Consider the following 15,958-nt stretch of genomic DNA (forward strand, 5'->3'; position numbering starts at 1 on the left):
CCAAAAAGAAACCCTGATGATCGACGCTTTAATTCCGGAGAAATATATGGTTGAATGGAGCGGATGGCCGCTCACTGACAACCGGTTTGGTGAAGAATTTGATCGGGACGCCCGGATAAGAATGGTAATGGGTGGCAGGAGACTGATCCCCTATTTGCTGAAGAACAGGAGACAGCTGAAAGGTGATATCCTGGAGATTGGTCCGTTTTTCACTCCGCTGTTATACTCCCCTGAATTAAGGGAAGTGCTGCCAGCGTCAGCAAGTATCACTTTCCTGGAAAACGACAGGGATGCCTTACAATGGCTCCGGGACCAGGGCGCTTGCCGTTTACTCAATCTTGATATGAATGCAGTGTCCTTTGCGGAGGATCTGCAACAGCAGTTGGCTGGTGAGGTATTCGATAATATCATTATTTCCCAGGTACTGAACTATGTAGACTATAAGAGTCTGCTTGCAGAGTTGTTTACACTGGTCAAATCCGGCGGGCATCTTTTTATTAATAATGTTTGTGACTATGGCCTGCCCATACTTTTTTCAGGAAAGCGGCCTTCCGATAATGAATCTGTGATAGCAGCATCGCTGGCCGCAGGATTTAGCATAAAAGAACAACGTGTTATCCCGAAATATTTCAGAAAAGAGCCGGCTGACAGGCTGATACTCGTTCTGCAGCGCCCCTGAAATATTGCAAGATTCCCAAAACTTCATTCCAGATGTCGAAATCATTTATCCATAGCGTTATAGAAAATAAGGCTGCATTGCTGAAAGACAAGGTAGCTATTGAAGAGTCCCACGATGTAATCAGCTATGAAGCACTTTCTAAGGAAAGTAACAGATTGTCTCATGTGTTATTGTCGCTCGGTATTACTCCCGGCAGTAACGTCGGCGTTGTTATGCATTCCAGCATCAGGCTGACTGTTGCCATGCTGTCATGTTTCAAGACCAACCAGGTGTATGTGCCCCTGGATATTGACCAGGCGCCGGCGCGTGTATTACAGATGCTGTCGCTTACAAATCCGTCAGCGCTGATCACCTTTTCAGAAGATCTGGACAAGCTGCAACAGTTCCTCCTGCAACGGAAAGTGCATATCCCTTTGCTGATAGGTCTCCCTGCGGCAGCGCATAGCTTACTGGCAGATTTGCAGCTGGATGCCAGTATGATTGAAACACAGGAGTCAGGTTATACATTGGCCCGATTGACAGGTGATAATTATACTTGTGAAACACTTACGTTGTCTGCCTTCAGTACTACATTGCCAGAAGTACCACAACAGGCGGATGACAGCAATTATATTTTCTTTACTTCCGGTACTACTGGTACTCCCAAAGGTATTCTGGGATGCCATGAAAGCCTGAGCCATTATGTCCATTGGCATGCGGGGGAACTAAAGATGGATGAGTCAACCCGGATCAGTCAGTTGGCCCCGGTCACTTTTGATGCATCATTGAAAGATATACTCACTGCATTGAGCACTGGCGCAACCCTGTGCATACCTGATCCTGCTGTGCGTTATCAGTTACCGGCCCTCGTAAAGTGGCTGTACAATTCCGGCATTACGCTGCTGCAAACAGTGCCTTCTTTGTTCCGCCTCATCACCAGGACCATGAAGGAGCAGCAGATCATCTTACCACAATTGAAATACGTGGTGCTGGCAGGCGAAAAGTTATACGGAAAGGATGTGCTTAACTGGCGTGCTGTTGCCGGAGAGCATACTGTTATCTACAATATGTATGGTCTTACTGAAACGACCATCCTCAAGTCCTGCTATCGTATCCCGCATTGGGAATGGCAGCCGGGAGAAGTGATCCCGGTAGGAAAAGCCATCAGCAATACTCAGCTGGCCGTTATCAATGAAAGTGGTTTATGTACAGGAGGTGAAATAGGAGATGTATATATTAAGAGCCCCTATGTAACCAAAGGTTATATTGATCAGGAAAATGTTCAGACACTATTTGTGCAGAATCCGCTGGTAAAAGACCGGCAAGATATTGTATGCAGAACAGGCGACCTGGGACGTTACCGCCCGGATGGTACGCTGGAATTGCTGGGACGGCGCGATGAACAGGTAAAGATCCATGGCGTGCGTGTAGAGCTGGATGCAGTTAAATCGTCCATGCTGAAACAGGAAGGGGTGGATCAGGTGGAATTGGTCGTATATCAGGACGATGACTTTCAGCAGGAATTGATCTGTTATTATGTGGGTAATCCCCGAAAAGATGCTGACCTGCGTGAGCTATTGGGAGAAGAATTGCCTGTCAGCCATCTGCCGGCACATTATGTGTGGCTGGCCAGCTTTCCGCTGAACATTAATGGTAAGGTGGACAGAAAGCGTTTGCCCAGACCGGAACAACTCGTGGCAGGGCATCAGTTTGATGCGCCGCATGCCGGACTGGAACAGCAATTGTTAACCATCTGGCAGGCTATCCTCGGCATCACAAATATCAGCAGGGATGCTTCATTTTTTGTGAATGGAGGATCGTCCTTAAAAGCTATCCAGCTGATCTCTCGTATTTATAAGGAGCATGATGTACAGCTCACCATTGCCGATATCTTTAAACATACTTCCATAGCCGGACAGGCAATACTGATCCGCGAAGCGAAGAAAGCGGTTTTTCAGTCCATCAGGCCCGTCGCCGTACAGGCGCATTATGCGCTGTCATATTCTCAAAGGCGTTTATGGTTGCAGTCCCAAAGATTGCGGGATGCACAGCCTTTTAACGGACTGGAGACATATCGGCTGAAAGGAAAACTGAACAAGGAGGCATTAACTGCAGCATTTTATACGGTGCTTGAGCGGCATGAGTCGCTAAGAACTGTTTTCATATTACACAACGGAGAACCTAAACAAAAGATCAATAGCCTGGCAGAATCAGGTTTTGCAATTACCTTCCAGGATATCAGTGCAGGGGAAGATATTGAATTGATCATTGCACAACGTCAGAGAGAAGTAGTAGAAACACCTTATGATCTTGATAAAGGACCCCTGCTTCGTATTGTGTTGCTGCAAACCGCCGCGGAAGAATTTACATTACTGTTTGGTATCCATCATATCATTTCTGATGAATGGTCGATGCAGCTAATGATAAAGGAATTGTTACTGCTCTATAATGCGTATCATGATGGGAAGGGTAGTCCATTATCACCATTGCAGCTGCAGTATAAAGATTATGCTGCCTGGCAGATAACACAGGTAGAGAACAGTGAACATAGCACACACCGTAAATACTGGCTGGAGCAGCTGGCCGGCGACATACAGGCATTGTTGCTGCCGGCAGACAGGCAACGGCCACAGATACCCACTTATAGAGGAGCGCAGTATCATTTCAATATTGATAAAGAAAGAAGCATTGCTTTCCAGGCATATCTGAATAAAAAAGAAGCCACCCTGTTTATGGGATTGGTAGCATTGGTGAAAACCTTGCTGTTCCGTTATACAGGGCAGTCAGATATCGTAATAGGTACACCTGTTGCTGGCCGCGAGCATACTGAATTGGAAGACCAGATCGGTTATTATCTCAATACAATTGCACTTAGAACACAGGTAGATGGCAACGAAGGCTTTTCGGTATTGCTGGAGGCTGTAAAACATTGTGCTGTAAACGGATTTCAGCATCAGACATATCCATTTGATCTGCTGGTAGACGAGTTGGGCGCAGATGCAGATCCCGCCCGTAACCCTTTATTTGATGTGGCGGTGGTATTGCAGAATGTGCAGTTGGATACTTCGGCAGTACAGGAAATGAAGGGAATAGAGATAGAAACGGCGCCTTCGCTCTTATCCATCAGTAAAGGAGACCTGCGTTTTCAGTTCAGCATCCGGAATGAGGTGCTGGAAGCCGGTATCGAATATAATACTGATCTGTTCAACGCGAGCCGGATCATTACCATATCTGAAGACCTTGACAGGCTGCTCACGGCAATACTAGCAACCCCCGACAACAGTCTCCGGACATTGACGTATCATAATAGGTCGGTGCCGGAAGGGGCAGTAGCTTTTGACAAACGACAAGTCGTAAAATCGCATACACCAGTATTCCAGCTGTTTGCTGAAACAGCCGCGCTGTATCCTCAGCTGGTGGCTGTCCAAGAAGAAGCGGCCAGGATTAGTTACGAAGAATTGGAGAAGGACAGTAACCGGTTGGCGAGATTGCTGAAAGCAAAAGGAGTGACCCCTGGAGATGCTATCGGTGTCGTGCTCACATCCGGTATCAACCTGGTTACGGCTATGCTGGCGGTGATGAAAAGTGGTGGGGTATACCTGCCGCTGGACCTGCGGCAACCACAACGTATATTGTCAGGGATATTGCAACAACTGAATCCGGTAATATTGATCACTGACAGCAATTCCCTGCAGCATGTCAAAGGAATGGCAGGAGATATTCCCCTGGTGCTTGAAATGCCCGCATCCGGAGAAGAGATCCTGAGTGAACTGGACATTGCATTCTCATCGCTGATAGGTATTGAAAAACGTCCGTATCGTTGTTTTACACCGGAAAGTATGTTGCCAGCGTATGAAGTGTTGCCGGAAGAATTATCTTCCGCAGCGCTGGATGTTATTATCCCGGATGACGCGCCTGCTTATGTATTTTATACTTCCGGTTCAACTGGTGTGCCCAAGGGCATCAAAGGTAGTCACCGTAGCCTCAGTCATTACATACAATGGCATAGTAAGGAATTTGCAGTCAGCATTGACAGCAGGATCAGTCAGATAGCGCCTGTCACGTTTGATGCATCCCTGAAAGATATACTTGTGGCACTTACTTCGGGGGCTACATTATGCATACCCGCTCCTGATACCCGTCAACGTATTCCTTCGCTGGTGCAATGGTTGTCTGATATGCGTATTTCCATTCTTCAGACGGTTCCCTCCCTGTTTCGCCTTATTACACGTGAAATGGAGGAATCGCGTATTAACCTGCCGGCACTGCGACATGTTGTACTCGCGGGAGAACGTTTGTATGGACGCGATGTGCTGAACTGGCAGAAAGTAAATGGTGGCGCACGTCTGTCGAATATGTACGGACTGACAGAAACCACTATTCTAAAGAGCTGTTATCATATAGATAATTTGGATTGGGAGCCGGGAGATGTGCTGCCCGTCGGGAAACCTATCGCCGATACGAGCATTGCCGTCATCAACAATGGATTACTTTGTGTGGAGGGAGAGATCGGAGAGGTTTATATCAGTAGTCCATATGTTACCCTGGGGTATACTGACCCCATACTGACGGATACTTTATTTGTACCTAATCCATTGCTGGAAGATGACCGGTTCCTCGTTTGCCGTACCGGCGATATAGGCCGCTACAGTAATGATGGTATACTTGAGCTCCTTGGCAGAAGAGATGATCAGGTAAAACTGCACGGTGTGCGTATAGAACTGGACGGCATACGCCAGGCATTGCTGGGGTTGGAGGACATACGCCAGGTAGAGCTGATCGTACAGCAGGACGAAGAGCTGGTGCAGGAGCTGATCTGTTACTACAGTGGGAGAGAATATGAAGCCTCCACATTGAGAGCTTTGCTGGAGAAAGAACTGCCGCTTACGCATCTGCCGGTGCATTATATTTATATGGAGGCCTTTCCGCTGAATATCAATGGAAAGGTAGACCGGAAAAAGCTGCCCAGACCTGCGGACCGCAAGGAACAGGAAGGCAGTGACGAACCACATGAGGGTGTAGAACAGCAGCTTGCCGGTATCTGGAAGGCTATTCTGCGTGTGGATAAAGTAAGGCGCAATACTTCATTCTTTACCATTGGCGGCTCTTCATTGAAGGCCATACAGCTGATATCACGTATTTATAAGGAGCTTGAGATACAGCTGACCATCGCCGATATCTTTAATCATACTACAATTTCTGCTCAGGCAGTATTAATCAGCGGAACGAATGCGGGAAAATATCAGCAGATCGCTCTGGCGCCCGTTCAGCAGGACTATCCGCTTTCACACGGGCAGCGTCGCTTGTGGGTGATTGATCAGCTGGAAGAAAACCTCGTGGCTTATAGTCGTCCGCTGGCTTACACTTTACAGGGCGCCCTGAACCAGGCCGCTTTGCAGCAGGCTTTCCTGAAAGTGATAGAAAAGCATGAAAGTCTGCGTACGATTTTCCCTTTGGTCAATGGAACTCCCAGGCAGAAAGTAATGGTAGCAAATGATCTGGATTTCACTATCGTTACACATGATCTCAGCGACGGTAGCGGCACGGTAGAGCAATATAAACAGTTAATGGCAGCTACGCCATTCTCTCTTAGCCAGGGACCATTATTGCGTGTTTGGTTATTGCAATTATCAGCAGATCAGCATACGCTTTTGCTTGCTGTACATCATATCGTTTCCGATGAATGGTCTATGCAGGTGTTTGTGAAAGAAGTGATCACCGCATACAATGCATTTCATAGCGGAAAGGCTTATCAATATAAACCACTACCGCTCCAGTATAAAGATTACGCGGTGTGGCAGCTGGAACAGCTGAGTGGCGACAACTTACAGGAGCATAGGGATTTCTGGCACAATACGCTCTCCGGCGAATTACCCGTATTGGAACTACCGCTCGATCATGCCAGAGGTAACAATCGCACTTATAATGGTGAGCAGCTGCGTTTTCATATCCCTGCTACACTCAGGACTTCTTTAGAAGAAGTGACCGGAACAGCGGGTGCCACTTTATTCATGGGATTAGTAGCTACTGTGAAAGCGCTGCTTTACCGTTACACAGGACAGACAGATATCATCGTGGGTACCACAGTAGCGGGAAGAGAACATTTACAGTTGGAAGAACAGATCGGTTTTTATGTGAATACGCTGGCGCTGAGAACTGTCATTGATGGCAATGCAGCGTTTCCGGCATTGCTGGATCAGGTGAAACATGTTATGCTGGCGGCATTTGAGCACCAGGTATATCCTTTTGATAAACTGGTAGATGAGCTGGATATACCACGTGATCTCAGTCGCTTTCCCATTTTTGATGTGGCAGTGGTCATGCAACAGGGTATGCAGGCGGAAGAAGTTATACCACAAATGAATGGTCTGCAGGTAGAAGAAGACAGGGTGGGTGTTACTACCAGCTTATATGATCTTACCTTCTGGTTCCTCGACCGTGGAGATGGTATTACGCTGACATTGGAATATAACACAGATCTCTTCGCAAGAGAAAGGATTGAGCTCATGGGTCGGCACTTCGGAAAACTGCTGGAACAATTATGTGGCGGAGCTGCTGTTATTGATGCGGATTTCCTGGATGCCGGGGAAAAAGAGAGACTGTTACATGTATTCAATAAAACAGTAGCACCGATTAGCAAAGATACTTTGCCGGCACTCTTGGGCTTGCGCAGCCCTGTCTGGGCAGACCTTCCTGCAATATTGTGCGAAGAACGGCAAATGTCTTTCTCAACACTGGACGACTATACTAACCGTCTGGCTACGCGTCTTATCAGCCATTATGGCTTAAAACCAGGTAATATAGTTGGGTTGCTTTTACCACGGAATGAGTGGGCGGTCGTTTCTGTACTGGCCGTTTTGAAAGCAGGCGCCGCATATGTGCCGATGGATGTTACTTATCCTGTTCAGCGGATCAGTTATATTCTCAGAGACACTGCGGCGGTATTAGTGATTGCAGATGAAGAAATCACTATCGCAGATGTGCCGGTACTGTCTACATCCGCTATCCGCACAGGTATTACACAATGGGAGAGCGGTCCCTTGCCGCTTGTTGCTCCGGAAGATGTGGCCTATGTAATGTATACATCTGGCTCCACCGGCAATCCTAAGGGCGTTATTATACAACATAAAGCACTCCTGAATTATCTGTTATGGGCCAATAGCTGGTACTTCAATGATCAGCGGGGCAATGTTTTCAGTGTGTTTACATCCTTATCTTTCGACCTCACGATTACAGGGCTTCTGTCAGGATTGCTGAGAGGAGACAGTGTGCAGCTCTTCCCCGGAGAGAACATCGAACAGGTATTATCTGAAACTTTCACCAGTGCTGTAGTAAATGCGGTGAAGCTGACGCCCTCTCATATCAGTGCGCTGGAACTGCTCAATATTACGGCTACCAAAGTCCATACGATCATCGCCGGAGGCGAAGAATTGCATAGTGGACATATCAGGATATTACGACAACTCAACCCTGATATCAGGATCTTTAACGAATATGGTCCTACAGAAACGACAGTAGGATGTACTGTTTATGAAGTGAAGGACGACAACCGTATCTACATAGGAACACCTGTGGCCAATGCGCAGATCCTCGTACTGGACGACAGGCTGCAGTTGTCGCCTGTAGGTATTGAGGGTGAGATCTTTATCGGAGGTACCGGGGTGGCAGCTGGTTATCTCGGGCAACCACAGCTTACAGCCGGGAAGTTTATACATCATACCTTAACCGATCATCTCTTATATCGTAGTGGCGACCGTGGGCGCTGGTACTTTAACGGACAATTAGGATATGCCGGCAGAAGGGACGAACAGCATAAGATCCGCGGTTATCGTATCGAAACAGCAGAGATCGCGCAGGCGCTGTCTGCTTATGAGGGTGTGAAGGAAGTGTTTGTTACTGTAGTGACACAAAAAGAGGATAAACAGCTGGTGGCCTACTATACGGCAGATCATAGTATCACTACAGCGGATTTGAGGACATACTTGTCGCAGTCCCTGCCAGAGTACATGGTTCCCAATTGGTACGTACAGCTGGAGGCTATGCCGCTGAACAGCAACGGAAAGGTGGATAAAGTAAAACTACCCGTTCCGCTGACTACCACCGGAAACCAGTACATCGCACCGCGTAACAAGCTGGAGAAACAACTCGCAGCAATATGGAGAGATATTCTTGGTCTGTCACAGGTAAGTGTAACGGACGACTTCTTTACCTGCGGAGGACATTCATTAAAAGCCATGCAGCTGGTAGCCAGGGTGTATAAAGACCTTTCTGTGAAGATCTCGCTGAAAGATGTGTTTAAACATCCCACGCTGGAAGCGCTGGCATCCTTCATACAGCATTCCAAACGTGAACAATATATAGCCATACCATCAGCAGCACCTGCGGCTTATTACCCTGTGTCTTATGCACAACAGCGGCTGTGGGTATTACATCAGTTTGATGGTATTGACCTGGCGTATTCTATCACAGAGGTGTTTGAATACGAGGGTAAGCTGGACCGGGAGTTGCTTGCAGCAGCATTCGGGATCCTCATCGCCCGTCATGAAATATTGCGTACCGTATTTGATACTATAGATGGTAAGCCGGTGCAGATGGTGAGACAATCTGCCGGTTTCCATTTGCATAGCGAAGCTGCCGATAGCAGTCTGCAGGCGAAGATAGCGGCATTCACCCGCCAGCCTTTTGATCTTAGTAATGGTCCTTTGTTAAGGGCCGCTGTATTTAGTGATAGTGACACGCATCATTATCTCGTGCTGGTTATTCATCACATCATTGCAGATGAATGGTCGCTACAGGTACTGAAGCGCGAACTTACAACTATCTATACGGCGCTGGAGAACAAGGAAGAGGCTCGTTTGCCGGTGCTGTCTGTTCAATACAAAGATTATACAAGCTGGCAGCGCAATAATCGTGATAGTGCGTCACTATTGGCGCAGCAGGCATACTGGAGGAGTAAGCTGCAGGAAGATCTGCCTGTACTGGAACTGCCTGCTGATTTCCCTCGTCCGCCTATACAGCGTTTTGAGGGAGGAAATTATTACCATACTATTCCGGCCGAGGTGCTGGCAGCACTACAGTCACTGGTGGCTGGTAAGCAGGCTACCTTGTTCATGGGATTGGTGGCGGCCGTGAAATCTCTCCTGTATCGTTATACGGGGCAAACAGACATTGTTGTCGGTACGCCCGTAGCCGGAAGGGAACACCCTGATCTGGAAGACCAGATAGGCTTGTATGTGAACACCCTGGTACTTAGAACCACGCTCACAGGAGACGAGGGCTTTGCCGGCAATCTGTTGGCTGTAAGAGAGACAGCGCTGGAAGCGTACGCTAACCAGGAATATCCTTTCAATCTGCTGGTGGAAGACATAGACATTAACCGCGATGTAAGCCGCTCGGCAATTTTTGACGTCATGATAGTGCTCAGGGATGCAGATGAAGAAGTGCCTGTAGGCGGAACAGTCCGTCGTGACGAAGAGCTGGATATGCATCTTGGGGGCAGCAAGTTTGATATTACCTTCTATTTTAAACAACAGGCGGATGGTCTGCAATTGCAGATAGAATATAACAGTGCGCTGTTTACGCATGCCCGCATCACACGTATGGGGCAACATCTGCATCGGCTGATAGAAGCGGCAGTAGCTGCACCGTCTACACCAATATCGCGATTGTCTTACCTGAGTCCTGAAGAAGAACATGACTTGCTGCATAACTATAATAACATAGCAGAGGAATTCCCGCCCTTTACACCGCTGGGGACACTGATCGGCAGACACGCAGCAACTACACCGGGAGCGATAGCGCTTGTTAGCGGTAAACGGCAGATAACGTACGCTGAGCTTAATAAACGCGCCGACAGACTGGCCGCCTATCTGCAGCACAACGGTTATGCGGGCGCTAATAAACTCGTAGCCGTGATGGTGGATCGTAATGAATGGCTACTGATTGCCATACTGGGGATACTTAAATCCGGTGCCGGTTATCTGCCACTTGATATCACCGCTCCGCCAGAAAGATTACAATACCTGCTTGAGACCAGTGAGGCAACTGCAGTTGTTGCAGGAGTGGAAGAAGTGCCCTTACTGTCGTTCTATCAGGGACAGATAATCACAGAAGAACTGTTGTCAGACGCAGTAGTCAGTGTTCATGAAATCCAGCCAGCGGATGTAGCTTATGTGATCTATACCTCAGGTTCCACCGGTAAACCAAAAGGCGTAATGATCCCTCATGGCGCGGTTTATAATCTGTTCCAGGGGCTTAGCAAAAAGACGGGTATCAACAATACCGATAAGTTACTGGCTATTACAACGGCTTCGTTTGATATGTCTGTACTGGAATTGCTGCTGCCATTGATAAATGGGGCTACGGTGGTATTGGCCAGCAGGGATGAGGTCCACTCTCCTGAGGCGCTGCAGCTGATGATGCAGCAGGGAATCACTTTTATGCAGGCAACGCCGGGTATGTGGCACCTGCTGACTGAAAGTGGGTGGAATGGAACAGAAGGACTGACGATCATCACAGGGGGAGATACCCTGAGTGCATCGCTGGCACAACGGCTGCTGGATAGATGTAAGGTGTTGTGGAATATGTATGGTCCTACAGAGACTACTATTTACTGTACCTGGTATCAGCTTACGAAAGCGAATGAATCACTGATCTTAGGCCGGGGTTTATCCAATATGCCGGCATATATCCTGGATGCTAATCTGCAATTATTACCGGTAGGTGTTCCGGGCGTAATATATTTCAGCGGACCTGGTATTGCCACTGGGTACCTGGGACAGCCGGAGCTGACAGCCAGTCGCTTCATTGATAATCCGTACCAACCCGGCACGGTGATGTACAATACCGGTGATGTCTGCTCATGGACGGAGGAAGGATTGATCCGGTTCAATGGCAGGGCAGATTTCCAGGTGAAGATCCGTGGTTACCGTATAGAGCCGGGTGAAATTCAGGCCCTGATGATCAGGCTGGAGGGCATTACCCATGCTACTGTACTGGCTTATGGTAATGGCGCCGATAAATACCTGGTAGCTTACTATGCTAGCGACAGGAATATACAGCCAGATACCGTCCGCGAATATCTGCAGCGTTTCCTGCCGGATTATATGGTGCCGGCTCACCTGGTGCTGCTGGATGCTGTTCCGCTGAACAGGAATGGCAAAGTGGACCGTGCCCGTCTGCCAGTGCCCGGACTAACCAAAGGTGCTTATATAGCCCCGGAAACAATGACGGAGAAGGTGCTGGCTAAGATATGGGAAGAGGTACTCGGTACAAAGAACATCGGCAGGAACGACAACTTCTTCACATTAGGAGGACACTCACTGAAAGCGATACAGACAGCCTCCCTGATCTATAAACGTCTTGAAGTAAAACTACCGCTGAAAGAAATTTTCCTGCGGTCGGTATTATCCGACCTGGCTGCCCTGATAGACCAGAGTGGAAAACAATTATTCAGCGCTATACCGCCGGCGCCTGTACAGGAATATTATCCGCTTTCCAATAGTCAGGAACGCTTATGGATTCAGCAGCAGATGCTCAACAACCTGGAAACGTTCAATATGCCGTATACCTACTGGCTTAGAGGACCATTTAACAGGACTGCATTTGAAGCAGCTGTACGCCTGCTGGTGGAGCGTTATGAAATATTGCGCTCCGTGCTGTTCCTGGTGAACGACAAACCTGTGCAGCAGATAAAACAATATGACGATTTCGATAACTGGATAAGCTTTGAAGACCTGCGGGCGCTTCCTGATGCGGAACAGCAAAGCCTCGTAGCGGCGGAAGAATGGGCCGGTATTCCTATTAATCTCAGGATGGGACCATTATTAAGATTAAAGCTGTGGCAGGTAAAAGATGACCAATACCTTTTCCTGGTATGTATACATCATATCATTGCAGATGAATGGTCGATGCAGGTCATGATGCGTGAACTGGTAATACTGTACTCCGCATGCCTGGAAGACAGACCCAATCCATTGGAACCGCTGCCCTTGCAGTTCCGGGACTTTGTGATGTGGACGAAGAATGAGGAGAACATCGCAAAGATGTCGGAACACCGGGAATACTGGGTAAATCGCTTCTCGGGCGATATACCGGTGCTGGAACTGCCGGCTGACAGACCAAGACCTGCTATACCGGATAATACGGGCAAGAGATATTACAGCAGGATGCAGGGAGTACTTAACGGAAAACTCTTCACCCTGATAAAAGAACAGGAGGCCACACTTATGATGGGGCTTGCTGCTATCGTTAAGCTGCTGATCTATCGTTATACGGGAGACAAGGATATTGTGCTTGGATTGCCTGTTACCGGCAGGGAACATCCCGATCTGCAAAATCAGATAGGCTTCTTTCTGAATACCATCGCGCTTCGTTCGCGGATTGATGAGGAATGTGGATTTGATGCCTTGCTCAGGGAAGTGAAGGCGAATGCTATTGCTGCTTACGACCGCATATCATTCCCGTTTGAGTTGCTGGTAGATGCCGTGAATGAATACAAGCCGCTCAATAAGCGCACGCTGTTCAATGTCATGCTGGTATTACAGGATGAAGACAGGAAGGAAGAAGACCTGTTGAACCTGCAGGATATGCTTGTGGAAGAAGCATCAGTAGCCACAGAGATCAGTAAGTTTGATCTCACATTCTTCTTCAGAAAACAGGGAGATGATCTTTTACTGACCTTGGAGTATAGTACAGTGTTGTTTGACGAGGCCAGAATGGTCCGTCTCTGTGAACACATATATCAGTTGATCATCAATGCAGGAGAATATCCAGCTTTATCGCTGAACCGTATAAAATTTCTTCCTGCGCAGGAAGAAACGCTGCTGTTGACAACACTGAATGATACCAGTGCAGATATTCCTTCAGTGACCATTGTAGACGCCTTCAGGAAGGTAGCTGCTATGCATCCTGACAAGAATGCACTTATTGCTGGTAAGACAAAGTACACATTTACAGCATTAGATAGCTTGTCAGATAAACTGGCTGCTTATCTCATACAACACTACCAGGCAAAAGCGGGAGATGTGGTGGCGATCATGGTCAACAGGAATGAGTGGTCGCTTATCAGTATACTGGCTATTCTCAAAACAGGAGCCGCCTATCTTCCAATAGACAGTACCCTGCCTGAAGACAGGATCAGGTACATTCTCGATGATGCGGCGGCCACATTGTTAATGACAGATCATGACGGATGGCCGTGGAGCGGAAGGGTACTGGCACTGAATGGGGCTGTAAAGGATATTGATCAGACGGTGCCCGGAACACTGCCAGCTGTAAACCAGGAAGCTCCCGCATACATCATCTACACTTCCGGTTCTACAGGTATGCCAAAAGGAGTGCTGATCTCTCATGCATCTCTGATGAACTACCTGACATTCGTTAACCGTCACTACTTTGACAATACCACCGGCCATGTATTCGGCGTATTCTCTTCATTGTCTTTCGACCTTACCATTACCAGTCTGCTGAGTGGCTTACTGCGTGGTGATGAAGTATGCCTGACGCCGGAAGAAGATGTACTGGCAGCGCTGAAAGAGGTCTTTACAAACGACAGGCTGACGGCGGTAAAGATCACACCGGCACATATACGTGTACTGGCAAGCCTACAGTTAGAGAAAACGGCTGTCAATACTGCCATTGTAGGTGGAGAAGCCCTCCTGCCAGATCATGTTCTCACACTGAAAGAGTTGAACCCTCAGATGAGGATCTTCAATGAATACGGTCCGACGGAAACAACGGTGGGTTGTACAGTCAGTGAAATAACATCCGCAGATTATATTACTATTGGTAAGCCTATAGATAATGCACAGATCTATATTCTCGATGAACTGCAACAACTGCAGCCTGTAGGTGTAGAAGGAGAGATCTATATCGGTGGCGCAGGCGTGGCTATTGGCTATCTCAACAGGGAAGAACTGACTGCTGCCCGCTTTGTTACTGATCCTTTTGGTCCTGGCAAATTATATCGCAGTGGTGATAAGGGAAGATGGAATCATAAAGGTGAGATTGAATATACAGGACGGGCGGATGAGCAGATCAAACTGAATGGTTTCCGTATCGAACCAGGCGAGATCGCGTCTGCCATCCTGAAGTATCCCGGCATAAAAGAGGCCATCGTAACCAAAACATCACTTCAGCAGGAAGAGTACCTGGTGGCTTATTATACAGCACAAACAGCAGTAGACCGGAAAGAGCTGCAACAGCATATCGGCAGGTTCTTACCTGCATTTATGGTACCTGCATGGTTCATACTGATACCTGCTGTACCATTGACCACCAATGGTAAGGTAGATAAGACCCTGCTGCCAGCGCCGGAAATAGATAGTCTTACAACATTTGTAGCACCCCGCAATGAACTGGAAAGTCAGATGGCTGTAATATGGGCAGAAGTATTGAACCTGGATGCTGTGGGTGTTACCAGCAGCTTCTTCGAACTGGGAGGTCACTCCATGAGGGCGGTGCAGCTGGTATCAAGGATGAATAAGGAGCTTAACCTGAGATTATCACTGCGCGATTTCCTTGGCCATCCCACTATTGAATCACTGTTAGCACTCGCTGATACACGTGGAGAACAGAAGGGCACTTTGTTAAGCCTGAACAGGAAAGAACCGGATCTGCCCCGTATGTATTGCTTTGCGCCCCTGATAGGTACTTCCTTGTTATATATGGAACTGGGTAAAGCGCTGCAGGGAACATATAACTGCTATGGTTTACAGGATGCAGGCTTTGATGATGGTAAAGATTTCGACACTACCATCGAACAAAAGGTTAGGCGGTTTGCGACGGCTATACTGGAGAATGAACCAGGAAAGGAAGTAGTACTGACAGGTTTCTCTTTCGGTGGTACTATTGCCTTCGAAGTAGCGAAGATGCTGGAGGAAAAAGGAATACGTACCACTTTGCTGCTCCTGGACAGAGACATCAGGGATAAAAAGAAACGTAAACAGTCGATAGAGCTTTCAAGGGATGCCATTCAGCAGGAGGTAAACTGGCTGCGTGACTGGCTGGCAGATGTAGGGCTGGAAGATACCCACAGGAACCACCTCGAGCAACTGTTCTATCATAATCTCCGTCTCAGCGAAGCGTATGAACAGAAAGGAAAGATAAAAGGAGATATTATCGCCTTTAAGGCCAAACAGAATATTCATAATGATTTCCTCCACATGAAAGATTGGGAACGGTATACCAGCGGCCGCTTCACGCATCTGTTCACACAGGGAGACCATTATGATGCCATCACATTGCCCAGGAACCTGCAATTGGTGGTAACAAGCATCACAGACAAGGATAAGTAACCCG

General features: G+C 47.9%; 2 protein-coding genes. Both read left to right on the forward strand.

What is annotated here, in order from left to right; genetic code table 11:
- Nucleotides 1-16 precede the first annotated feature (16 nt).
- Nucleotides 17-679 carry a methyltransferase domain-containing protein gene (locus L3C95_RS06595; RefSeq protein ID WP_236386018.1) on the forward strand — a complete coding sequence of 221 codons (663 nt, stop codon included), beginning with the start codon at nt 17-19 and terminating at the stop codon, nt 677-679.
- Between the two features lie 32 nt (nt 680-711).
- Complete coding sequence (locus tag L3C95_RS06600; RefSeq protein WP_236386019.1) at nt 712-15,954, forward strand: non-ribosomal peptide synthetase; 15,243 nt, start codon at nt 712-714, stop codon at nt 15,952-15,954.
- Nucleotides 15,955-15,958: the final 4 nt, after the last annotated feature.

Origin of the sequence: Chitinophaga filiformis, assembly GCF_021646545.1 — a bacterium.
In the GTDB taxonomy this organism is placed as follows: domain Bacteria; phylum Bacteroidota; class Bacteroidia; order Chitinophagales; family Chitinophagaceae; genus Chitinophaga; species Chitinophaga filiformis_A.